The sequence below is a fragment of the Streptomyces sp. Ag109_O5-1 genome, assembly GCF_003814875.1.
In the GTDB taxonomy this organism is placed as follows: Bacteria; Actinomycetota; Actinomycetes; order Streptomycetales; family Streptomycetaceae; genus Streptomyces; species Streptomyces sasae.
The window spans coordinates 6,256,033-6,277,154 of record NZ_RKQF01000001.1; the positions used below are offsets into that span (position 1 = coordinate 6,256,033).

Annotated in this window: 19 protein-coding genes, 1 tRNA gene and 1 pseudogene; 9 read left to right on the plus strand and 12 right to left on the minus strand. The window is 70.4% G+C overall.

The genetic code is table 11. From position 1 onward, the window contains the following. The first annotated feature begins 2 nt into the window (after positions 1 to 2). The 3 genes from EDD90_RS28190 to EDD90_RS28200 all read left to right on the plus strand — a co-directional run bounded on the left by EDD90_RS28190 (position 3) and on the right by EDD90_RS28200 (position 1,301). The gene (locus tag EDD90_RS28190) at positions 3 to 722 is read left to right on the plus strand and encodes an ABC transporter permease subunit (protein WP_123975778.1); all 720 of its coding nucleotides are present in this window, start codon (positions 3 to 5) and stop codon (positions 720 to 722) included. An 81-nt stretch (positions 723 to 803) separates the two neighbouring features. Then, the gene (locus EDD90_RS28195) at positions 804 to 1,001 is read left to right on the plus strand and encodes a hypothetical protein (protein WP_123975779.1); all 198 of its coding nucleotides are present in this window, start codon (positions 804 to 806) and stop codon (positions 999 to 1,001) included. Positions 1,002 to 1,213: 212 nt separating this feature from the next. Beyond that, positions 1,214 to 1,301, plus strand: a tRNA-Ser gene (locus EDD90_RS28200). Positions 1,302 to 1,416: 115 nt separating this feature from the next. Here EDD90_RS28200 and EDD90_RS28205 read toward each other — a convergent pair. From EDD90_RS28205 to EDD90_RS28245, 9 genes are all read right to left on the minus strand, one after another. Beyond that, positions 1,417 to 2,214, minus strand: a complete 798-nt coding sequence (locus EDD90_RS28205; RefSeq protein WP_123975780.1) for an HAD family hydrolase — start codon at positions 2,212 to 2,214, stop codon at positions 1,417 to 1,419. After that, on the minus strand, positions 2,211 to 3,488 hold the full coding sequence (gene serS / locus EDD90_RS28210) for a serine--tRNA ligase (protein WP_123975781.1): 1,278 nt from the start codon (positions 3,486 to 3,488) through the stop codon (positions 2,211 to 2,213). The genes EDD90_RS28205 and serS overlap by 4 nt, the downstream gene beginning before the upstream one ends. Before the next feature lie 530 nt (positions 3,489 to 4,018). Beyond that, positions 4,019 to 4,954, minus strand: a complete 936-nt coding sequence (gene pheA / locus EDD90_RS28215) for a prephenate dehydratase (protein ID WP_123975782.1) — start codon at positions 4,952 to 4,954, stop codon at positions 4,019 to 4,021. 123 nt (positions 4,955 to 5,077) lie between these two features. Next, positions 5,078 to 6,355: an iron uptake transporter deferrochelatase/peroxidase subunit gene (efeB, locus tag EDD90_RS28220; RefSeq protein ID WP_123975783.1), complete on the minus strand. Its 1,278-nt coding sequence runs from the start codon at positions 6,353 to 6,355 to the stop codon at positions 5,078 to 5,080. Between the two features lie 8 nt (positions 6,356 to 6,363). Then, positions 6,364 to 8,403: a copper resistance CopC/CopD family protein gene (locus EDD90_RS28225; protein WP_123975784.1), complete on the minus strand. Its 2,040-nt coding sequence runs from the start codon at positions 8,401 to 8,403 to the stop codon at positions 6,364 to 6,366. 14 nt (positions 8,404 to 8,417) lie between these two features. Beyond that, entirely contained in the window at positions 8,418 to 8,876 is a 459-nt protein-coding gene (locus EDD90_RS28230) for a copper chaperone PCu(A)C (RefSeq protein WP_185149631.1), read from the minus strand. Further along, complete coding sequence (locus EDD90_RS28235; RefSeq protein WP_123975785.1) at positions 8,876 to 9,529, minus strand: SCO family protein; 654 nt, start codon at positions 9,527 to 9,529, stop codon at positions 8,876 to 8,878. Before EDD90_RS28235 ends, EDD90_RS28230 begins: the two co-directional genes overlap by 1 nt. 119 nt (positions 9,530 to 9,648) lie before the next feature. Continuing rightward, positions 9,649 to 10,389, minus strand: coding sequence for a YcnI family protein (locus EDD90_RS28240; protein ID WP_123975786.1), 741 nt, complete (start codon positions 10,387 to 10,389; stop codon positions 9,649 to 9,651). Between the two features lie 135 nt (positions 10,390 to 10,524). Next, entirely contained in the window at positions 10,525 to 11,352 is an 828-nt protein-coding gene (locus EDD90_RS28245) for a hypothetical protein (protein ID WP_123975787.1), read from the minus strand. A gap of 403 nt (positions 11,353 to 11,755) precedes the next feature. Between EDD90_RS28245 and EDD90_RS28250 the strand changes: the two genes are divergently transcribed. From EDD90_RS28250 to EDD90_RS28265, 4 genes are all read left to right on the plus strand, one after another. Further along, positions 11,756 to 12,205, plus strand: coding sequence for an ATP-binding protein (locus EDD90_RS28250; RefSeq protein WP_123975788.1), 450 nt, complete (start codon positions 11,756 to 11,758; stop codon positions 12,203 to 12,205). Between the two features lie 38 nt (positions 12,206 to 12,243). Continuing rightward, the gene (locus EDD90_RS28255) at positions 12,244 to 12,819 is read left to right on the plus strand and encodes a GNAT family N-acetyltransferase (RefSeq protein ID WP_123975789.1); all 576 of its coding nucleotides are present in this window, start codon (positions 12,244 to 12,246) and stop codon (positions 12,817 to 12,819) included. Positions 12,820 to 12,918: 99 nt separating this feature from the next. Continuing rightward, entirely contained in the window at positions 12,919 to 13,872 is a 954-nt protein-coding gene (locus EDD90_RS28260; RefSeq protein ID WP_123975790.1) for an intradiol ring-cleavage dioxygenase, read from the plus strand. Between the two features lie 10 nt (positions 13,873 to 13,882). Then, a complete protein-coding gene (locus EDD90_RS28265; protein ID WP_123975791.1) occupies positions 13,883 to 14,698 on the plus strand; it encodes a triphosphoribosyl-dephospho-CoA synthase in 816 nt (271 codons plus the stop codon). A gap of 144 nt (positions 14,699 to 14,842) precedes the next feature. Here the strand turns inward: EDD90_RS28265 and EDD90_RS28270 are convergent, their stop codons facing one another. Next, positions 14,843 to 16,312, minus strand: a complete 1,470-nt coding sequence (locus EDD90_RS28270; RefSeq protein WP_123981737.1) for an aminopeptidase P family protein — start codon at positions 16,310 to 16,312, stop codon at positions 14,843 to 14,845. Between the two features lie 110 nt (positions 16,313 to 16,422). Further along, a complete protein-coding gene (locus tag EDD90_RS28275) occupies positions 16,423 to 17,808 on the minus strand; it encodes a PP2C family protein-serine/threonine phosphatase (protein ID WP_123975792.1) in 1,386 nt (461 codons plus the stop codon). A 646-nt stretch (positions 17,809 to 18,454) separates the two neighbouring features. On the opposite strand from EDD90_RS28275, the gene EDD90_RS28280 reads away from it, so the two are divergent. Both EDD90_RS28280 and EDD90_RS28285 read left to right on the plus strand, forming a co-directional pair. Further along, positions 18,455 to 19,129, plus strand: a complete 675-nt coding sequence (locus tag EDD90_RS28280; RefSeq protein ID WP_123975793.1) for a bifunctional DNA primase/polymerase — start codon at positions 18,455 to 18,457, stop codon at positions 19,127 to 19,129. A gap of 120 nt (positions 19,130 to 19,249) precedes the next feature. Further along, positions 19,250 to 19,729, plus strand: a pseudogene (locus EDD90_RS28285) (hypothetical protein); the annotation flags it as partial. A 371-nt stretch (positions 19,730 to 20,100) separates the two neighbouring features. Here EDD90_RS28285 and EDD90_RS28290 read toward each other — a convergent pair. Then, positions 20,101 to 21,066: a DUF5926 family protein gene (locus EDD90_RS28290; protein WP_123975794.1), complete on the minus strand. Its 966-nt coding sequence runs from the start codon at positions 21,064 to 21,066 to the stop codon at positions 20,101 to 20,103. Positions 21,067 to 21,122 lie beyond the last annotated feature (56 nt).

The following is a 21,122-nucleotide window of genomic DNA, read 5'->3' on the forward strand; positions in this document are numbered from 1 at the left end:
AGATGTACGACCCCACAGTCGCCCGACTCACCTACCGGGCCCTGCTCGGCCGCCGTCGGGCCCTCATCCTGGGCATCCTGCCCCTGCTGCTGATCGTGATCTCGGTGGCCGTCCGTGCCCTGGCCGGTGCCGACGACCAGACCGCCGCCGACCTGCTCGGCGGCCTCGGGCTCGCCACCATGGTGCCGATCATCGGCGTCATCGCGGGCACGGGCGCGATCGGCCCGGAGATCGACGACGGCTCGGTGGTGTACCTGCTGTCCAAGCCGATCAAACGGCCGACGATCATCTTCACCAAGCTGATCGTGGCGATCGCCGTGACGATGGTGTTCTCCGCCCTGCCGACCCTGATCGCGGGCTTCATCCTCAACGGCAACGGCCAGCAGATCGCCGTCGCCTACACGGTGGCCGCTCTCGTCGCCTCGATCGCCTACGCCGCGCTCTTCCTGCTCCTCGGCACGGTCTCCCGGCACGCGGTCGTGTTCGGGCTCGTCTACGCCCTCGTCTGGGAGGCCCTGTTCGGCTCCCTGGTCCCGGGCGCGCGCACGCTCAGCGTCCAGCAGTGGTCCCTGGCGGTCGCCCACAAGGTGACCGGCGGCGAGCTGGTGACGTCCGACGTGTCGCTGACGACGGCCACGGTGCTGCTGATCGCGGTGACCGTACTGGCGACCTGGTACGCGGGTCAGAAGCTGCGCTCGCTGACACTGGCGGGCGAGGAGTAGACGGCCGGCTTACTGACGGGGGCTTCACCCCCGTCAGGTCACACTGGGTCAAAGGGGATGCACTGCGTAGGAGGCGCGGGGATGGCTGACGACTGGAACGACCTCGTCCTGGACGAGGAGTTCATACGGTCCGCGGAGACGTCGGAGCCGTCCGCGCGGGCGCGGATGCTCGCAGCACGCTGGAAGGCCGAGGAACCGGAGCCGCAGCCGTGGCGTTCGGACGAGGCGCCCGCGGGGTGGTTCTTCAGCAAGGCGCGGCGCAAGTGGTGGCGCCGGTAGGCGGTTCGCCTCTCAGAAAATCAGTGGCGTCCAACTCGGCCCGAAGGCACAGTTGTTGTGTCAGCCCACCGTCTGGGAGAGGAGCCGGACGATGTCCATGCACGACAGTACGTCCCGCTCCCGTCAGGGCAGCCCGCTGCGGATCGCCGTGTAGCTGCCCGGGGCGGCCGCTTCGAGCACGCGATGGTCGCTCTCGCGTGGGCCGCCCACCCGGAGGATTGGCCGAGTGGTAAGGCACTGGCTTGCTAAGCCATGGTCGGGCCTGAAAAGCCCGCGCACGTTCGATTCGTGCATCCTCCGCCGAACTTGTCAGCGCGCTTGAGTGGTCCCGCCCGGGGGCGCGGGGCTGTATCGAGATGCGGCTCCGCCGCGCGGGCGCGACCAGCCCCCACCGACCCGCAGCTCCCGCACTACCTCAACCGAGCAGACGCTCCACGACCACCGCAATGCCGTCCTCCTCGTTGGAAGACGTCACCTCGTCGGCCACCGCGCGGAGCTCCTCGTGGGCATTGGCCATGGCCACTCCCCGAGCCGCCCAGGCGAACATCGGGATGTCGTTCGGCATGTCGCCGAAGGCGATCGTGTCGGCTGCCTTCAGCCCCAGCCGGCGCGCGGCCAGTGACAGGCCCGTCGCCTTCGACAGGCCGAGCGGGAGCAGTTCCACGATGCCCTCGCCCGCCATGGCGACGGTGACGAAACCACCGGCCGCCTGCCGGGCGACCTGCGCCAGCTCGTCGTCGGACAGCTCGGGGTGCTGGATGTAGATCTTGTTCAGCGGCGCCGCCCACAGGTCCGCCACGTCCGTGAACGGGGTCGCCGGAAGCGACCCGCTCACCGCGTACCCCGGACCGATCAGCACGTCGCCGTCGAGGCCGTCGCGGCTCGCCGCGAGCCGCAACGGGCCGGTCTCCGCCTCGATCTTGGCCAGGGCGATCCCGGCCAGTTTCCGGTCGAGCGTCACCGACGTCAGCAGCCGATGCGACCCGGCGTCGTAGACCTGCGCCCCCTGGCCGCAGACCGCGAGGCCCTCGTAGCCGAGGTCGTCGAGGATGTGACGGGTCCAGGGGACCGCGCGGCCGGTGACGACGATGTGCGCGGCGCCCGCCGCGGCGGCCGCGGCGAGCGCGTCACGCGTGCGCCCGGAGATCGACTCGTCGGAGCGCAGCAGCGTCCCGTCGAGGTCGGTGGCGATGAGCCCGTAGGGGAAGGTCACCGAGACACCGGCTCCAGGACCTCCCGGCCGCCCAGGTACGGACGCAGCACCTCGGGCACGTACACCGAACCGTCGGCCTGCTGGTGGTTCTCCAGGATCGCCACGATGGTGCGCGGTACGGCGCACAGCGTGCCGTTCAGCGTCGCCAGCGGCTTGACCTGCTTGCCCTCGCGGACGCGGATCGACAGCCGGCGGGACTGGAACTCGGTGCAGTCCGACGTCGACGTCAGCTCGCGGTACTTGCCCTGCGTCGGGATCCACGCCTCGCAGTCGAACTTGCGGGCGGCCGAGGCGCCGAGGTCACCGGTGGCGACGTCGATCACCCGGAACGGCAGCTCCAGCGAGGTCAGCCACTGCTTCTCCCAGGCCAGCAGGCGCTGGTGCTCCGCCTCCGAGTCCTCGGGAGCGACGTAGGAGAACATCTCCACCTTGTCGAACTGGTGGACACGGAAGATGCCCTTGGTGTCCTTGCCGTGCGAACCGGCCTCGCGGCGGAAGCAGGGCGAGAAACCGGCGTAGCGCAGCGGGAGGCGGTCGGCGTCGATGATCTCGTCCATGTGGTACGCCGCCAGCGGCACCTCGGAGGTGCCGACCAGGTAGAGGTCGTCCTTGTCGAGGTGGTAGACGTCCTGGGCCGCCTGGCCGAGGAAGCCGGTGCCCGCCATGGACTGGGGGCGGACCAGCGCCGGGGTCAGCATCGGCGTGAAGCCGGCCTCGGTGGCCTGGGTGATCGCCGCGTTGACGAGCGCGAGCTCCAGGAGCGCGCCGACGCCGGTGAGGAAGTAGAAGCGGGAGCCGGAGACCTTGGCGCCGCGCTCGACGTCGATCGCGCCGAGGAGCTGGCCCAGCTCCAGGTGGTCCTTGGGCTCGAAGCCCTCGGCGCCGAAGTCGCGGATCGTGCCGTGCGTCTCAAGGGTGACGAAGTCCTCCTCGCCGCCGACGGGCACGTCGGGGTGGACGAGGTTGCCGAGCCGGAGCAGCAGCTCCTGGGTCTCGGTGTCGGCCGCGTCGCGCTCGGCGTCGGCGGCCTTGACGTCGGCCTTCAGCTGCTCGGCCTTCTTCAGCAGCTCGGCCTTCTCGTCGCCGGCGGCCTTCGGGATGAGCTTGCCGAGCGACTTCTGTTCGTTGCGCAGCTCGTCGAAGCGGACGCCGGAGGACCTGCGCCGCTCGTCGGCGGAGAGCAGGGCGTCGACGAGCGCGACGTCCTCTCCACGGGCGCGCTGGGAGGCGCGCACACGGTCGGGGTCCTCACGGAGCAGGCGAAGGTCAATCACGGAGCCAAGGCTACCGGTGCGGGGGTAGGCCCCACGAATCACTATTCAAACGTGTTCCGAATCGCGGCTTACGTTCCGTTATAGGCGAATTGCCGAGCGTGTCAATAAAAAGTGTCTCACTCCCTGGGACGGGGCAAGCGCACGGCTCGGGGTTGACTTGATTTCTTTGTGGAGAGCGGGACTTGGCAGTGCGGTTGTCCACAGGAATCCGCAGCCTCGCAAGAGTTATCCACAGGGTGTGTGGAAGGGGTGTGGACTTCGGAATTGATCACTCCGGAAGCGGTCTGTGAAGAGAGGAATTCACGTCCCAAACTGGGACAACACCCACTTTCGAGTGGAAAGGCGTCGCTCCAAAAGATGAACCATGGGAAACGAGTGGACGAAGGGTGATGCGGGCGATCATGGTCGCTTCGGTGGGCTGTAGGCCGATTTGTCGACAGACTCATGCGTCCCTGTCGACTTATCCCCAGGTCGAGTTGAGGACCTGTGGATAACTCCTGTGGATAAGGAATATATGAACGTACGACTGGCTAGAAGCGGCCGTCCTGACAGCGCGCCACCCAGTCCGAGGCCGCCACGAACTCCTCGTCCGACGTTCCCGGCAGGGTCGGATCGACGGTCTCGCCCGGCTTGATGTCCGCCCGTGGGTACGAGCCCAGGAACCGCACCTGGCGGCAGATCCGCTTCAGCCCCATCAGGGCCTCCGCCACCCGGCGGTCGGAGATATGGCCCTCGGCGTCGACGCAGAAGCAGTAGTTGCCGATGCCGGCGCCGGTGGGCCTGGACTGCAGCAGCATCAGGTTTATGCCCCGGGTGGCGAACTCGCCGAGCAGGTCGCGCAGCCCGCCGGGGTGGTCGTCGTTCTGCCAGATGACGACCGAGGTCTTGTCCGCGCCGCTCGGGGCCGCGGGCCGGGCCGGGCGGCCCACCAGGACGAACCGGGTCTGCGCGTTCTCCGCGTCGTGGATCCCGGTCTCCAGGGCCTCCAGACCGTACCGTTCGGCCGCGAACTCGCCCGCGAACGCGGCGTCGTAACGGCCCTCCTGGACCAGCCGGGCGCCGTCCGCGTTCGACGCGGCGGACTCCCAGACCGCCTCCGGGAGGTTGGCCCGCAGCCAGTTGCGGACCTGCGGCTGGGCGACCGGATGGGCGGTCACCGTCTTGATCTCGGAGAGCTTGGTGCCCGGGCGGACCAGCAGCGCGAAGGTGATCGACAGCAGCACCTCGCGGTAGATCATCAGCGGCTCGCCCGCGACGAGCTCGTCGAGGGTCGTGGTGACCCCGCCCTCGACGGAGTTCTCGATCGGCACGAACGCGGCCTCGGCCCCGCCGGTGCGTACCGCGTCCAGCGCGGACTGCACGGAGACGTACGGGATCAGCTCGCGGGTGGCGGCTTCCGGAAGCGTGCGCAGGGCGACTTCGGTGAAGGTGCCTTCAGGACCGAGATACGCATAGCTCGCTGGCATGTCCCTCACCCTAATGGGCGCAGGGGAGCCCGGCTCACTTGTCTCACCGGAACCACTCGACCGGGTGGTTTGAAATGCGGAATCGCGCCAATAGTGATCAGAAGCCACTTCGCCAACCGCACATCACCCTTCGAGCAGCCGCTGCCCCACGTACTCCCCGTCGGCCGCCCCGCCCGGTACCGCGAACAGTCCGCTGGCCTCGTGCCGGATGTAGTCGGACAGCGCGTCCCCGCGGTCCAGCTTCCGCTGCAACGGCACGAATCCGCGCAGCGGATCCGCCTGCCAGCAGACGAAGAGCAGCCCGGCGTCCGGGGTGCCGTCCGCGTCGATGCCGTCGTGGTACGAGAACGGGCGCCGGAGAATGGCCGCGCCCCCGTTCTGGTCGGGCCGGGTGATCCGGGCATGGGCGTTGATCGGGACGATGTACTCGCCGTCCGCCTTCGCCTTCTCCAGGTCCATCGCGGTCGTCTCGGTGCCCCCGGACAGCGGCGCCCCGTTCGCCTTCCTGCGCCCGATCACGTTCTCCTGGGCGGCGAGCGACAGCTTCTCCCAGTCGTCGAGGAGCATGCGGATCCGGCGTACGACGGCGTAGGAGCCGTTCGCCATCCACGCGGGCTCGCCCGACGACGGCACGAAGATCCGCTGGTCGAAGTCCGAGTCCGCCGGCTTCGGATTGCGCGTGCCGTCCAGCTGGCCCATGAGGTTGCGGGCCGTCATGGGGTGGGCGGTCGCGCCCGGGGTGCGGTTGAAGCCGTTCATCTGCCAGCGGACCTTCGCCGCGCTGCCCGCGTCCTTCTGGATCGCGCGCAGGGCGTGGAAGGCGACCAGGGCGTCGTCGGCGCCGATCTGCACCCACAGGTCGCCGTTGCTGCGTGTCCTGTCGAGGTGGTCGGAGGAGAAGTCGGGCAGCGGGTCCAGCGCGGACGGGCGCTGCTTCTCCAGACCGGTGCGGGCGAAGAAGCTGTTGCCGAAGCCGAAGGTGATGGTCAGGGCGGAGGGACCGGCGTCCCGGGCCACATCCGTGTCGTCCTGTGTCGTCGGTTCGCCCGCCATCAGCCGGCCGGCCGTCGTCGACCAGCGGCGCAGCAGCGCGGCGGCCTCCGTGCGGCCCGCGCCCGCCGCCAGGTCGAAGGCGACGAGATGGCCGCGCGCCTGGAGACCCTCGGTGATGCCGGGCTGATGTTTCCCGTGAAACATCGCCCGGCCGGAGCCCACCGAGCTGAGCGGAGTGGCCTGGGCGGGTGCGGCCGCGTAGCCGACGCCCGCGCCCGCCGCGCCGAGGACGAGCCCGGTGGCACCGGCGCTGCCGAGCAGCGCGCGCCGGCTGACGCCGCCGGCCGGGGGAGCCGACTGGTCTTCCTCGGAGGCGGGTGTGCGAAGGGACTGGGACGGTTCAGCCATGGTGCGGTTCAGCCGATCTGCGCGCTCTTGGAGACGGTCACCTGGTCGATGTCGGAGGTCCGTACGGTCACGGCGACGGTCCAGTCGCCGGCCATGGGGATCTGCACTCCGTTGGCGGCCCAGTGCCCGGTGGTGATGTGGTCGGGGGCCACGGGGAGCGGCCCGATCTTCTTGGCGGCCAGAGTGAAGGCGACCTTGACCTCGGGGATGTCGAAGGCCCGCCCGTTGGGCCGCTGGACGTAGACATGCATCTCGTTGCTGCCCACGGTCGCGGGGTCGAGGTCGACACGGACGACGCCCTTGCCGTCCTTGCCGCCGGTGTCGAAGGACATGTCGAGGGTGAGCGCTCCGGAGGAGGAGTCCGACGACGCCGAAGAGGACGACGAGGAGGCCGCGGTGGCGGCCTTGGCGTCCTGCTCGGTACGGCCCGGCTCGGTCTGCGTCAGCACGGTGGTGACCGCGAGCAGGACGACGGCGACACCGGCCTCCGCGAGCACCGAGCGGCGCAGCCCGAAGCGGTTGGGGTCGGCGTCCCGGACGCGCTTCTGCCGGGCGGTGTCCATGGCGGCCTGCTGCCGTGCCAGTTGGGCGGCCCGCTCGGGGGCGTCGTCGCCGGAGTCGGCCCCGGCGGACGCGTCCTTGCCGGGGACCCCGGAGGCGCCGGACTTCGCGGCTTTGGAAGCCTTGGCGGGCGCCTCCTGGACGGCCACGGACGCCTTGACCGTCTCCTTCTCGGGCTGGGCCTCGGCTTCCTCAGCCTCGGCCTCTTCGCCGGCCGCGGCCTCCTCGCCCGTCTCCTTCTCCTTCTCCGTGACGGCCGTGGCCGCGAGCCGTCCCGTCCACCGTCGTGAGATGGACGCGATGCCGACGAGCAGCGCCACGAGCCCGATCTTGACCAGTAGCAGCTGCCCGTACGTCGTGTCGGTGAAGGCCGACCAGGAGCCGAGCTGCCGCCAGGACTGGTAGATGCCGGTGGCGACCAGGGCGAGCACGGAGCCGAAGGCGACGCGGGAGAAGCGCTGGACGGCGGTGGAGTCGACCGGGGTGTCGGCGGGCGCCCGGTACAGGGCGACCAGCAGGGCGGTGAGCCCGCCCAGCCAGGTGGCGACGGCGAGCAGGTGGATGACGTCGACGGGCATCGCGATGCCCGGCTGGAGCCCGGTGGAGGCGTGCTCGGCCATGGCCCAGCTCGCTGCGAGCCCGGCGGCCACGACGGTCCCGCCGATGGCGAGTCCGAAGGTCAGGTCGCGCTTCTCCTCCTCTTCCCGCTTGTCGTAGGCGCCGAAGAGCACGGCGATGAACAGCGCGGCCGCGGCGAGCAGCAGCAGCCGGGAGACCAGGGCCGCGCCGGGCTTGGTCTGCAGGACCTGGCCGAGCAGGTTCAGGTCGAAGATGTCGCCGAGGCTGCCGGAGGTCGTGTAGGAGCCGCGCAGGAGCAGCAGCCAGAGGGTGGCCGAGGTGAGCGTCAGCCAGCCGCCGACGACCAGACGCTGCATGGCCCGTACCCCGGAGCCGCGCTGCCAGCAGGCGAGGACGAAGGCGGCGCCGCCGACGAGCACGATGTACCCGGCGTACGACATGTACCGCCCGAAGCCGTACAGCCAGCCGACGACGCCGCCGCCCGTGGCCTGGTCGCCGACCGAGGCGACGGTCTTGGAGGGCGCGCCGACGGAGAAGGTGTAGGCGCCGGCGACGGGGTGGCTGTCGGCCGAGACGACCTGGTAGGCGACGGTGTATGTGCCCTTGCCGAGCCCGCTCTTGAGCTGCACGGCGTAGGTCGTGCCGCTCAGGTTGGTCGGCTTGCGCAGGTCGACGCGCTTGCCCTTGGGGTCGAGGACCCGCAGCGAGTTGTCGTTCATCGACACGTTCTCGGAGAACGTGAGCGAGACCTGGTCGGGTGCCTTCGGGACCACCACCCCCTGGGCGGGGTCGCTGCCGGTCAGCGCGGCGTGCGCGGAGGCCGGCCCGGCGCCGGCGAGCAGCGCGCCGGTGACGGCGATGAACAGCAGCACCAGGGTGCGCAGGCGGGGGGTGATGGTCCGCGTCAAGGTCGGTCCCTCCCTCAGTGTCCGGTCGACGGGTTGTACGTGGCGGACTTCACCGGCATCTCGACGGTGAGCGGACCGGATTCGGCGAACTTGAGTTTCAGAGTGATCGTGTCGCCCTGCTTCGGGCGGCGCTTCAGCTTCTCGAACATCAGATGGTTGCCTCCGCTTTTGAACACGAGTTGACCGTGTGCGGGCACGTCGAAGGAGTTGACCTCCTCCATCGCACCGCCGGTGGTCTCGTGCATGGTGATCTCACCGGCGGAGTCGCTGGTGACGGAGGTCAGTTCGTCCTTCGTGCCGCCCTTGTTGGTGATCGTCAGGAAGCCGGCGGCCATGTCGGCGGAGACCGGCTGTGGCATGTAGGAGGCGCCGACGGACAGTTCCGCTCCCGATGCGCCCGAACCGCCGCAGCCCGCCAGGACCACGACGGAGCCCAGGGCTGCCCCGGCCAGGGTGAGACGCCTTCCGGGTATCACGGGTTCTCCCCCTTGATGATCTTCGGAAGGTCCTTGGTGTAGTCGTCGACGGTGGCGTTCTCGCCGTAGAGGACGTAACCGCCATCGGTCTTCGGCGAGAACGCCATGACCTGGGTGCCGTGCACCGAGACGGTCTTGCCGGTCTTCTTGTCCTTGTGGGTCGGCTCGATGGAGATGCCGAGGGTGCGGGCGCCGGCCTGGATGGTGGCGAAGTCGCCGGTCAGGCCGATGAACTGGGGGTCGATGCCCTTGAGCCACTTGCCGAGCTCGGAGGGGGTGTCGCGGGCCGGGTCGGTGGTCACGAACACGACCCGCAGCTTCGCCTGGTCGGCCTTGGAGAGCGCCTTCTTGGCGACCGCGATATTGCTCATGGTCAGGGGGCAGACGTCGGGGCAGTGCGTGTAGCCGAAGTAGATCAGCGTCGGCCGCCCCTTGGTCTCGGCGCGCAGGTCGTACTTCTTGCCGAGGGTGTCGGTGAGCACCAGGTCCGGCTTCTCGAACGGCTGGTCGAGGACGGTGGCGGCCTTGTTCGTGGTGTCCCCGGAGACCACGGTGACGGGTGATGTGGCGTCGTCGCCGCTGCCGCAGGCGGAGAGGGTCAGGGTGGCGGCGGCGAGCAGGGCGGCCGCGGCGAACGTCTTCTTGCGCATAGAAAAATGTCCCAGATGTGTGAGATCCGGCGCGCACCGGGGATCGTACGACGGCCGTGGTGGCTACGAAGGCCATGACAGCCTCGCACGACCCCCTGTGCGCGTTACGGACGTGGAGCTCAGGCCTCGGAGCCGGTGGAGCGGCGGCGGCCCGCGAGGACGCCGTAGGCGACGCCGGCCGCGCCGACGGCGATTCCGGCGACGGCCAGGACGCGGGCGGTGGTGTCGCTGCCGCCGGACGAGCCGGAGTCGTCGGAGGAGGCCGTGGTCTCGGTCCTGGCCGCGGTGTCCTCGGCGGTCGTCGAGCCGTGGTGGTCGTCGGTGGCGGCGGACAGGGTGAGGACGGGGGCCGGGTTCTCCGGCTCGTCCTGGCCGTCCTGCTGGACCTCGATCCAGCGGACGACCTCCTTGTTGGAGTACGTCTGGATCGCCTTGAAGACCATGTCGTCGGTGTTCTCGGGCAGGGCGCCCACGGAGAGCGGGAACTTCTGGAAGTAGCCCGGCTCGATGCCCTTGCCGTCGGAGGCGGTCCAGGTGACCTTGGTGACCGCCTCGGCGATCTTCTCGCCGTGCATCTCCAGCGGCTTGGCGAGCTTGGACTTGGTGACCTCGATCTTCCAGCCGGCCATCGGCTGCGGCATCACGGAGGCCAGCGGGTGGTCGGCGGGGAAGTTGACCTCGACCTTGGTGGTCGAGGCGTCGTCGCGCTCGTTGGGGACCTTGAAGTCGATGACCGCGTAGCCGCCCTTGGCGGCGGTGCCCTCGGGCTGGACGCTGACGTGCGCGAAGGCGGGCGAGGAGACGGCCAGGACGGCGGTGCCCGCGACCGCGGCAGCGGCGGCGATACGAGAAGGCTTCATGGCAGGGAGCACTCCACTCAGGATGAGTTCTGTCGTTGAGGGGGCGTGCGGGCGGATGCGCACGCACGCGCGCGTGCCGCACGACGGCGGCCGGCCCCTCCGGACGAACTCCGGGAGTGCTGTGGTCGCGTCGTGTCAGGCGGCGAGAACGAGTGCGTCGGCCGTGGGCGGGCCGCGCCGGATCACCGAGTGCTGGAGTGCGACGGTGCGCGGGGCGGGCGGTTCGTCCCAGGCGTTACGACGACGGTGCGCGGGTGCCTCGGGTACGGCGACGAGCCCGGCGCACAGGGCGCACGCCAGTGTGAGCGCCCAGCGCAGGGAACGGATGAGCGCCCCTTCGGCGACCCCGTGCGCCGAATCGGCCGACAGCGCGATCAGCCGCAGCAGCGCCAGGTCGCCCCGGCGCAGCAGCCATCCGGTCACGACGGCCGCGAGGACGTGTCCGAGGACCATGGGCACGGAGGGCAGCAGCGAGCCGGAGGACCCGGTGGCGTCCGCCGCATGGGCCGTTCCGCTCATGTCCATGGCCGACGCGGAGGTGCTCAGATGCGCGGCTGAGAGGATCTTGTACGCATGGGCCGGGCTGAGCTGTGCCGCCCCAGCCCCGCACAGCAGTTCGGCCGCCCGCTGGACCAGCGCCGCGTCGCCCATCGGCATCGAGGAGCCGGTGGCCATCGCCATACCGCCGTGCTGGCCGAGACCGAACAGCGTGTGCAGCACGGTCTGCAGGACCGCGAGCAGCGCGACGATCCCCGGCAGTGTGCGGGCCCGCCCGGTCAGCGGGGCGACGAGCGCCAGGGTGCCCAGGAAGCCCGCGCCGAGCGTCCACAGCGGAACGGTCGCGCAGGCGGCCAGAGTGTGCCCCGCCGCGGCCAGCACGACGCAGAGCGCCGCGAACACCGCGGCCCGCAGGAGCCGCAGTCCGCTTCCGGTGCGCGCCGTGCGCGGGTGGGGGGCAGTCATGGCGCGCTCATCATCGCACTGGCCCCCCACCCGCCATGCGGCAGGTCCGGAAGATTCCGTTACGAGCGGAAACGTGGGAAGGGCCCCGAGGGAAGCGGGTGATGAGGCCAGGAGCGGTACGGCGGAAGAGGGCGGACGAGCGGACGGGGCCGGAGCGACGGAAGGAAGCGGAAGGTGGCCCGGAGGGTGGTGACGGTCGTACAGGAGGCCGTTGAAAGGCATACGGGAGGTGAACGAGGGAAGGAAGTGGAAGATCTCTCTTGCACCGAACCGCCCGCTCATACACCGAAACCTCCCGGTGCGCATCCCCCGGATGGGCGTTCTCACATGAACGGAGTGCTTACACCCGCGCACGGGTGGCAATAGGTATCGGTATGTCGAGCCGCGGCCAGGAGGCTGGAGTATGAGCATCTGGTGGTCACTCCATCTGCGGCGCGAGGCTGCGAGCGTGCCGCTCGCCCGGCGGCTGCTGATCGGCACCATGGAGACGGCGGGCGTCGACCCCGACATCTCCTACGACCTCTCCGTCGCCCTCAGCGAGGCCTGCGCCAACGCCGTGGAGCACGGTGGGGCAGGCCGCACCTCGGAGGCGTACCGGGTCACCGCCTACCTGGACGGCGAGAAGTGCCGTATCGAAGTGGCCGACTCCGGGCCGGGGCTCGGCCCGGGGTTCGCCCGCACCCAGGACCTCAGACCCGCCCGGCCCGATGCCGAGCACGGGCGGGGGCTCTGTCTGATCAGAGAACTCGCCGATCACGTCCACATCGGCAGCAAACCGGGCCGCGTCGGCACGGTGGTCAGCTTCGACAAGATCCTCAAGTGGAAGAAAGATCCTTCCCTGCTTTCGGCATGACTCTCCCCGCCGCATAACACGCGCGCTAGGGTGCGCGCATGATTCTGAGAAAGATTAAAGAAAGCCCTGTCGGGACCGGTGTGATATTGCGTCCGATTGCCATCGGTGACGCCAAAGCGCTGAGCGCCGCATACGTCGCCAACCGAAGGCATCTCGAACCCTGGGAACCGGTCAGACCCGAGTCCTTCTTCACCGTGGAGGGCCAGACCGAACGCGTCGATGGCCTGCTACGACAGGCTGCCGACGGGAACCTGGTCCCCTTGGTCATGGAGTCGGCGCAGGACGGCCGGATCGTCGGCGCGATCACCCTTTCCGGGATTTCGCTCGGCCCTTTCTGCAGCTCCTACGTCGGCTATTGGGTGGCCGGTGATCAACAGGGCCGCGGGCTGGCCACGGCCGCCCTGGAGCAGGTCTGCGAGATCGCCCGGGAGATCGTCGGACTCCACCGGATCGAGGCGTCCACCCTCATCGACAACACGACCTCCCAGCGCGTGCTGAAGAAATGCGGATTCGAGACGATCGGTGATGCGCCGCAGTATCTGCACATCAACGGGGAATGGCGGGACAGCCGGCTGTTCCAGCGGATCCTGCACGATCGCGCCCCGGCCCTTTGACCAGCGGCTTCCCGTCCGGCTCAGCTTCCTGGGCGTTCACAGGTCTTTGCCAGCTCTCGCCCATGCCCCTGACAAACGGCGTTTCTAGCTTCGTCGGCCATGACGGGAAACCACAAAGACACGTCGATCACCCGCCGTCGCGCCCTCGCGGTGTCCGGCGGCACGGTGGCGGCCGGCGGCCTCGCGGTCGTCGGCTTCCAGTCGGCCTTCGCCGACACGACGGACAGCACCGACGCGGACGCCACGGCTTCCGCCAGCTCCACCAGCAGTGAGTGCATGACGCTGATGAGCAGCGTCACGGAGGGCCCGTACTACCTCGATGGTGCCTTGGTGCGCAAGGACATCACCGAGGGCAAGGCCGGTGTGCCGCTGACCCTGCGCCTGACCGTCGTCGACGCCACCGACGGCTGCACGCCGGTCAAGGGCGCGGCGGTCGAGATCTGGCACTGCGACACCTGGGGCTACTACTCCGGCTACACCACCGCCAACCCGGGCGGCTCCGCCCCCGCGGAGAGCGAGGAGGGCGACTCCGCCAACGACAAGACCTACCTGCGCGGCTACCAGATCGCCAACGGCGACGGGGTCGTCAAGTTCGAGACGATCTTCCCGGGCTGGTACACCCCGCGCACCTGCCACATCCACGTGAAGGTGCACACGGGCGGCGAGAAGGAGGACGGCACCTACGAGGGCGGCATCGTCAACTACACCGGCCAGCTGTTCTTCGACGACGACATCGCCGAGGAGATCTTCACCCTTGAGCCCTACTCGAAGCACACCGGCGACTACACCGTCCTCGCCAAGGACATGGTGTACGACGGCGGCGGCGCCTCCAGCGGTCTGCTGACCCTGCAGGCCGTGCACAAGAAGGACCCCTCGAAGGGCTACAAGGGCTTCCTGACCCTGGCCATCGACCCGGACACCGAGAACACGGGCGCCGGCAGCGGTGGCGGCGGCACGCCCCCGAGCGGTGCCCCGAGCGGCGCGCCGACGGGCACGCCGCCGAGCGACGCTCCCAGCGACAGCGCCTCCCCTTCGGCCTCCGCCTCCTCATAAGGTAAGGGACATGACAAGCCGCGAGGACGAGGTGCTGGCGCAGGCAGCGGTGGCCGCGCTCACCGGTCAGCTGGCGCTGACCCCGAAGCCGGGGCTGCCCGACCCGCGTGACCTGGATGCCCGCAGTACGCGCCAGGAGCACGACAGCCTGCGCTGGTCGGCCAGAGCACTGACGCCCGGCCTCGCGGCGATGGCCGCCTCCGCCCGCCGCACCGGTACACCCACGCCGGTGTTGCGGGCGGAACTCGGCGCGATCGGCCGGTGCACCGAGCACTCGGTCGGTCTGGCCGGCGGTGGCCACAAGGGTGCCCTGTGGGCCCTCGGCTTACTGGTCGCCGCGACCGCCCTGGACCCACGGGCCAAGGCCCGCGAGATCGCCTCGACCGCCCGCAAGATCGCCGCGTTCAACGACAAGGGCGCTCCCAGGCGGCCCTCCCGGGGTTCGACGATCTCCGCGAAGTACGGCGCGGCCGGCGCCCGGGGCGAGGCCAGGGCCGGATTCCGGCACGTAAGAAGGGCGTTGGAGGCACTGACGGCGGCCCGCAAGGCGGGCGCCACCGAGAACCAGGCCCGCCTCGACGCCCTGCTCACCGTGATGTCCACCCTCCAGGACACCGAACTCCTCTACGAGGTCGGCCCGATGGGCCTGCGCCATGTACAGGCGGGAGCGCGGGGCGTGCTGGAGGCGGGCGGCACGGCGACGACCGCGGGCGCGGAAGCCCTGGCGGCCATGGACGCAGACCTGCACGACCGAGGCTGGAGCCCGAGGGGCAGCGCAGGCCTGCTGGCAGGCGCACTGTTCCTGGATGCTTTGCCCGCTGTGTAACACCGTGAGCGGAGCGCCCCGTCAGGGGCGCGGGGCTGTGTTCGATGTGCGGCTACCGCCGCGTGGGCGCGAGCAACCACACACGACTCGCAGAACGCAACGATGGCCGGGCACCCACCCAGGTACCCGGCCATTTCGCATACGTCAGCCCTTCAGCGAGGCCATCCAGGCCTCGACCTCGTCCGACCGCCGAGGCAGCCCCGCGGACAGGTTCCGGTTCCCGTCCTCCGTGACGAGGATGTCGTCCTCGATCCGCACGCCGATCCCCCGGTACTCCTCCGGAACCGTGAGGTCGTCGGCCTGGAAGTACAGCCCCGGCTCGACGGTGAGCACCATCCCCGGCTCCAGGACGCCCTCCACATACGTCTCGGTCCGCGCGGCAGCGCAGTCGTGGACGTCGAGCCCGAGCATGTGCCCGGTCCCGTGCAGCGTCCACCGGCGCTGCAGGCCCAGCTCCAGCACCCGCTCCACCGGCCCCTCCACGAGCCCCCACTCGACGAGCCGCTCGGCCAGCACCCGCTGCGCGGCGTCATGGAAGTCGCGGTACTTGGCGCCCGGCTTCACCGCCGCGATCCCGGCCTCCTGGGCGTCGTACACCGCGTCGTAGATCTTCTTCTGGAGCTCGCTGTAGGTGCCGTTGACCGGCAGCGTGCGCGTGACGTCGGCGGTGTAGAGGCTGTGCGTCTCGACGCCCGCGTCCAGGAGCAGCAGGTCGCCCGAGCGCACCGGTCCGTCGTTGCGCACCCAGTGCAGCGTGCAGGCGTGCGGGCCGGCCGCGCAGATGGAGCCGTAGCCGATGTCGTTGCCCTCGACCCGCGCACGCAGGAAGAACGTGCCCTCGATGTAGCGCTCGCTGGTCGCCTCGGCCTTGTCGAGGACCTTCACCACGTCCTCGAAGCCGCGGACCGTGGAGTCGACGGCCTTCTGCAGCTCGCCGATCTCCCACTCGTCCTTGACCAGGCGGGCCTCGGAGAGGAAGACGCGCAGTTCCTCGTCGCGCTCGGCGGTGACCTTGTCGGTCAGTGCGGCCTGGACGCCGGCGTCGTACCCGCGGACGACCCGGACCGGGCCGGTGGCCTCGCGCAGCTGGTCGGCCAGCTCGCGGACGTCGGCCGCGGGGATGCCGTAGAGCGCCTCGGACTCGGTGAGGGAGTGGCGGCGGCCGACCCAGAGCTCGCCCTGTCCGGAGAGCCAGAACTCGCCGTTCTCGCGGTCGGAGCGGGGCAGCAGGTAGACGGTGGCCACATGGCCGTCGTCCTTCGGCTCCAGGACGAGTACGCCGTCCTCCGTCTGGTTGCCGGTGAGATAGACGTACTCGACCGACGCCCGGAACGGGTAGTCCGTGTCGTTCGAGCGGGTCTTCAGGTTGCCGGCCGGGATCACCAGGCGCTCGCCCGGGAAGCGGGCGGACAGCTCGGCGCGGCGGCGGGCGGTCTGCCCGGCCTGCTCGACCGGCTTCAGGTCGTGCAGCTCCGTGTCGGCCCAGCCTGACTTCATGCTCTCGGCGAGCTCGTCGGACACGCCCGGGTACAGGCCGTTCTTGCGCTGCTTGATCGGCTCTTCCGACTCGGTTTCCGGGGTCTCCGGATTCTCCGGGGTGAGCTCGTCGGCCACGTCATCCTCCTCGACACTGCTGTGGATCCCGTCCATCGTACGGTCGTACCGAACGGCGTCCCAGGGACCGGGGACCCACCGCCGTGCGAGGCGGTCTTCTGACTGACCGGTCAGTCGAACCGGGCGGCCAGCAGTACGACGTCCTCCTCGCTCTCCGCCGAGTCCAGCCCGTCCGGCAGCACCGTGCGCAGCACGTGGTCGGCGATCGCCCCCGGGTCGTGGCGCAGCGTGCGCGGGATGCTCGCGGCGGCCGTGTGCAGCCGGGCGAAGGCACGGTCCATGGGGTCGCCGGTGCGGTGCAGCAGCCCGTCCGTGTACAGCAGAACCGTCTCGCCTGCTTCCGCCTGGATCTCCACGCTCGGCGCCTCCCAGCACGCCAGCATCCCCAGCGGTGCGGACACCGAGGTCTCCGCGAACTCGGTGCGCCGCTCCCCGATCAGCAGCGGTGGGCTGTGCCCGGCCCCGGCCAGGGTGACCTTGCGCAGCGCGGGTTCGCAGTACGCGAACAGGGCGGTGGCGGAACGGGCCGGCTCGGTCAGCCTGAGCAGCAGTTCGAGGTCGGAGAGGACCGCGACCGGGTCCTCGCCCTCCATCACGGCGTACGCCCGCAGGGAGGCGCGCAGCCTGCCCATGGCGGCGACCGCGCTGGGTCCGGAGCCGGTGACCGAGCCGACGGCGAGACCGAGGGCCGCTTCGGGCAGCGGCAGCGCGTCGTACCAGTCGCCGCCGCCGCGCGGGCCGGTGCGGTGCCGGGCGGCGAGCTGGACGCCGGCCACCCGGGGCAGCCGGGAGGGGAGCAGTTCTTCGGCGATGGTCGCCATGCACGCGCGCGTGCGCTCCACTTCCAGCAGCCGGGCCAGGTGTTCGGCGGAGTGACGGACGTACAGGCCGATGAGGTGGCGCTGCCGCTCGTTCGGTTCGGCCGGCTCGTCGTAGAGCCAGAGGACCGCGCCGAGCCGGGCGGCCGTCCCGGTGGTGAGGGGGAGTGCGTAGCTGGCGGCGTAGCCGAGGCGGGCGGCGACCTCGCGGTGGCGGGGGTCGAGGCCGTCCTCGGCGAACAGGTCGGGGTGCACGATCTCGGCGGCGGTACCGGCGTCGTACGGCAGCGCGCCGCGCGGGACGGTCTCCATGTGGCCGAGGTCCGCGCGGCCGAGGCCCAGGCCGATGGTGGCGTGCGGGCCGAGCCCGTCGGCAGGCTCCAGCGCCACGAGACCGCGCCGGGCGCCCACGAGGGCGGCACCGGCGCGCAGCAGTTCCTGGAGGGCGGGCTCCAGCCCGTCGGTGCGGGCGAGCCGTTCGGTCAGTTCATGGAGGGTGGTGAGGTCGGACACCCAGCCGGCCAGCCGGTCCTGGAGAAGCGTGCCGGGCGCCGGGGCGGTGGGGGCCTTCGGGACGGGGGGTGCGCCCGAGGCGGGGGGAACCGGCGCGACAGTGTGTGCTGGCGTGGGAACCGTTGAATCGATTCCAGCCACTTTCGGAGGGTGCGGGGCGTTCATCGTGTCCGGCTTTCAGACCTGTGCGTATTGCTCAAAAGCATCGCAAACCCCCATGTCTTTCTGCGCCGCTAGCAGTGTCTCCACATGTACACGCACTCGTGAGGGGATGTCCAGCATTGTCCTGCTGGGATTCCTGGTGTCCGTGGGCCTCTTGGGGGCTTCTTCCGGACCGCTTGCGTAAAAGCAAAGTTGGCTTAAAACTGACTCGGGTATCGGTTCATTGCGGTCGACTGGCCTTGCTCCACAGAGCGTCACAGCGGTCGTGATGGGTACGTACTCGGTGAAGGCCAGGGGCGGTTGGGGACCACCCGGAACCTGGCGACGGACCCGGGCGTCTTAACCACCGACGACCGTGCCCCATCCTCCCGTGGCGGAGGCGGAGAGAAACACTCGGAACGGCAAAACGCCAGACTTCGCCACCCCCACGCCGTGGCCGTGCTTTTGACAGACGCAGTACGAGCAGCAGTACGACGCAGTACTTGGCAGTACTTGAACGCGGGCGCGGCCCCCGCTCGAACCCATGGGGTTCCCCTTGCTCAGTGCAGGGGTGTGATGCGCCAAAAGGTACGCACAGTGAAGTGATCGACACATGGTGTGATGTGGTCCACGGTGTTGCCAGCGGTGCAACGGAAAGGAACGAGCGCTCATGCGCGAGATCCTCGGAAGGCGACGCAGGCTCCTGTCCAGGCGGAACGACAAGGGTTCTGAGTTCCTCGACACGGCCCTGACCTTCGCGACGGAATGGCAGTGGCCCGTACTCCCGGGCGTGGCCCCGGACCCGCAGGGCCGGGCCCGGTGCGCCTGCCCCGACCCGGAGTGCACGGTGCCCGGTGCGCACCCCTTCGACCCCGGCCTGCTCGCCGCCACCACCGACGAGCGGATGGTGCGCTGGTGGTGGGGCAACCGGCCGACCGCGCCGATCATCCTCGCCACCGGAGCCTCCGGTGGAAAGGCGCCCTGCGCGGTCAGCCTGCCGGCCCTCGCCGCCTCCCACGCCCTCGCCCTCCTGGACCGCCGCGGCATGCGGCTCGGCCCGGTGGTGGCGGCGCCCAACCGATGGGCGCTGCTCGTCAAGCCGTACTCCATGGAGCAGTTGGGCGAGCTGCTGTACGCCAAGGACTTCGTGCCCGGCTCGCTCCGCTTCCACGGGGAGGGCGGCTATCTCGCCCTGCCCCCGTCCGAGACCGGCCAGGGCGCCATCCGCTGGGAGCGCGCCCCGCTGCCCGGCTCGGCCAAGCCCTGGGTGCCCGATGTGGAGGCCGTGGTGGACGCCGTGGTCGACGCCCTCACTCGTACGGGTGTGAGCGCACCCGAGTTGTAAGGGTGTCGGGCGCGACAGCGCGGCTCTCCCCACCTCGCTGGTTACCCTCCGTACATGCTGCGTAACTCTGGGGGGCAGCCCCTGGACCCCCGACTGCGTCTGCTCGCCCTCGTGGGCGTCATGGTGTGCGCGGTGGTACTGCCGCTGACCGTGGCGTCCGCGGGTCAGGTGGGCGATGCCGCCGTACACCCTGCGAAGCAGGACGACCAGAAACTGCGGGCCCCCGCCCGCTCCCCCCGGGTGCTCGGCCTGGGTCTCGCCACGGCCGCCCGCTGCGGTCCCGCACTCACCTCTCCCGAGGGCGTGGAGGCGCAGACCTGTGTGATGACCCAGGGCGCGGACACCTGGGCGCGCACCTACTACCGCAACGCCACCGGGGCCGCCCTCCAGGCCGTTCTGAGCCTCATGGGCCCGTCCGGCCGCACCCTGCAGACCCGCTGCGACGCCGGTGCCGACGACGAGCCGGCCACCTGTGAGACCCCCAGGGAGCACACCCGGGGCGCGCTCGACGCCTACACGGCCGTCGCGGAGTTCGCGGCACGCGGCGGGGGCGGACCGCTGCTGCTGCGCTCGGGGAGCAATTCAGGGGCGGCGGCCGGGGGCGGCCCCCGTAGCTCGGCCGGGAGCAATCCCGGGAGTGGTTCCGGGGGCTCCGCCGGGAACGACCCCGAGGGCGGCCCCGGCGCTGTGGCGGGGAGCAACTCCGCCGGGTCAAGCGGGAGTTGACGTATCGCTACGGTCCGTACACCGGACGCGGGCATGAAAAGGCCCGGTTGCTGGCGACGGGGGATGCACCAGCAACCGGGCTACTGAGACGGTAACAAGAGATCGGCGGTTCGCAAATTCGATCTCGGCTATTCGGACACGTATTTGCTTGCCGTGTAGGGAGGTTGTGACAGGAGTCACCCGAGTCAACGGGCCCGGTGCGGCTGACCGGTCGGTCAGCCGCGACCCTTTGCCCGCGCTGATCGTCAGCTGAGCGTGACCTGCCGGTTGGTCAGCCCGCCACGGGCCCGGCGCTCGTCCGCCGTGAGCGGTGCCTCCGAGGCCAGAGCCGTCGCGAGCCGCTCCGCGAACTCGGCGGCCGGCTTCTCCACGTCCTCCGCGCCGACCCCGCTCGGCAGGTCCCAGACCGGCACGGTGAGGCCGTGGGCACGGAAGGAGCCGACCAGCCGGGTGCCCTCCCCGAGGCTCGACCTGCCCGCCGCGTGCAGCCGCGCAAGAGCGTCCAGAAGCTGCTCCTCGGGATACGGCATGACCCACCGCAGATGGTTCTTCTCGGGCGTCTCGCACCAGTAGGCCGAGTCGACGCCGGTCAGCTTCACCGTCGGGATGGCCGCCGCGTTGGCCCGCTCCAGGGAGGCGGTCACGTCCGGGGTGGCGTTCTCCGCGTCCTGCACCCAGAACTCGAAGCCGTCGTGCACAACTGGCTCGAACGGACCCTTGGGGTCGAGCAGATCCTGCAGCCGCGGGCTGTCGGCGGGGGCGCGGCGACCCTGCACCGGGGTGCCCGGCTCGGCCGCGAGGGCGCGCTGGAGGGTGTCGGCGAGGTCGCGGCTGATGTCGCCGGACGCCGTGTCGTTCTGCAGGCCGAGGAGGACCGAGCCGTCGTCGCGGCGCAGTGCCGGCCAGGCCATCGGCAGCACCGTCGCGAGCGTGACCGACGGGACGCCCTCGGGCAGGCCGTCCTTCAGGTGCAGCTCGACCGTGGCGGCGGGCACCAGCTCGCGCAGGGCCACCCAGTCGCCCTCGCCCGGCAGCGCCTCGAACGGGCGGTGCACCAGCTCGGTCGCCGCGTGTGCGGCCGCCCTGCCGTGGCACGCCTTGTAGCGCCGGCCGCTGCCGCAGGGGCAGGGCTCACGGGCACCGACAACCGGGATCTCGGCATCGCCGAGCTGCGGCCGCGTGGCCTTCGTCTGGGGTCGCTTCTTGGCCATCTGCGTTTCTCCCGGTTACGGCTCGTCTCGTACTGGCGGGAGCCTAGCCGTTCACG

What these genes read in the sequence shown, in the direction of transcription:
- EDD90_RS28190 (WP_123975778.1), top strand. Translation starts at nt 3, where the DNA reads ATGTACGACCCCACAGTCGCCCGACTCACCTACCGGGCCCTGCTCGGC.
- EDD90_RS28195 (WP_123975779.1), top strand. Translation starts at nt 804, where the DNA reads ATGGCTGACGACTGGAACGACCTCGTCCTGGACGAGGAGTTCATACGG.
- pheA (WP_123975782.1), bottom strand. Translation starts at nt 4,954, where the DNA reads ATGCCAGCGAGCTATGCGTATCTCGGTCCTGAAGGCACCTTCACCGAA.
- efeB (WP_123975783.1), bottom strand. Translation starts at nt 6,355, where the DNA reads ATGGCTGAACCGTCCCAGTCCCTTCGCACACCCGCCTCCGAGGAAGAC.
- EDD90_RS28235 (WP_123975785.1), bottom strand. Translation starts at nt 9,529, where the DNA reads ATGCGCAAGAAGACGTTCGCCGCGGCCGCCCTGCTCGCCGCCGCCACC.
- EDD90_RS28240 (WP_123975786.1), bottom strand. Translation starts at nt 10,389, where the DNA reads ATGAAGCCTTCTCGTATCGCCGCCGCTGCCGCGGTCGCGGGCACCGCC.
- EDD90_RS28245 (WP_123975787.1), bottom strand. Translation starts at nt 11,352, where the DNA reads ATGACTGCCCCCCACCCGCGCACGGCGCGCACCGGAAGCGGACTGCGG.
- EDD90_RS28250 (WP_123975788.1), top strand. Translation starts at nt 11,756, where the DNA reads ATGAGCATCTGGTGGTCACTCCATCTGCGGCGCGAGGCTGCGAGCGTG.
- EDD90_RS28255 (WP_123975789.1), top strand. Translation starts at nt 12,244, where the DNA reads ATGATTCTGAGAAAGATTAAAGAAAGCCCTGTCGGGACCGGTGTGATA.
- EDD90_RS28260 (WP_123975790.1), top strand. Translation starts at nt 12,919, where the DNA reads ATGACGGGAAACCACAAAGACACGTCGATCACCCGCCGTCGCGCCCTC.
- EDD90_RS28265 (WP_123975791.1), top strand. Translation starts at nt 13,883, where the DNA reads ATGACAAGCCGCGAGGACGAGGTGCTGGCGCAGGCAGCGGTGGCCGCG.
- EDD90_RS28275 (WP_123975792.1), bottom strand. Translation starts at nt 17,808, where the DNA reads ATGAACGCCCCGCACCCTCCGAAAGTGGCTGGAATCGATTCAACGGTT.
- EDD90_RS28280 (WP_123975793.1), top strand. Translation starts at nt 18,455, where the DNA reads ATGCGCGAGATCCTCGGAAGGCGACGCAGGCTCCTGTCCAGGCGGAAC.
- EDD90_RS28290 (WP_123975794.1), bottom strand. Translation starts at nt 21,066, where the DNA reads ATGGCCAAGAAGCGACCCCAGACGAAGGCCACGCGGCCGCAGCTCGGC.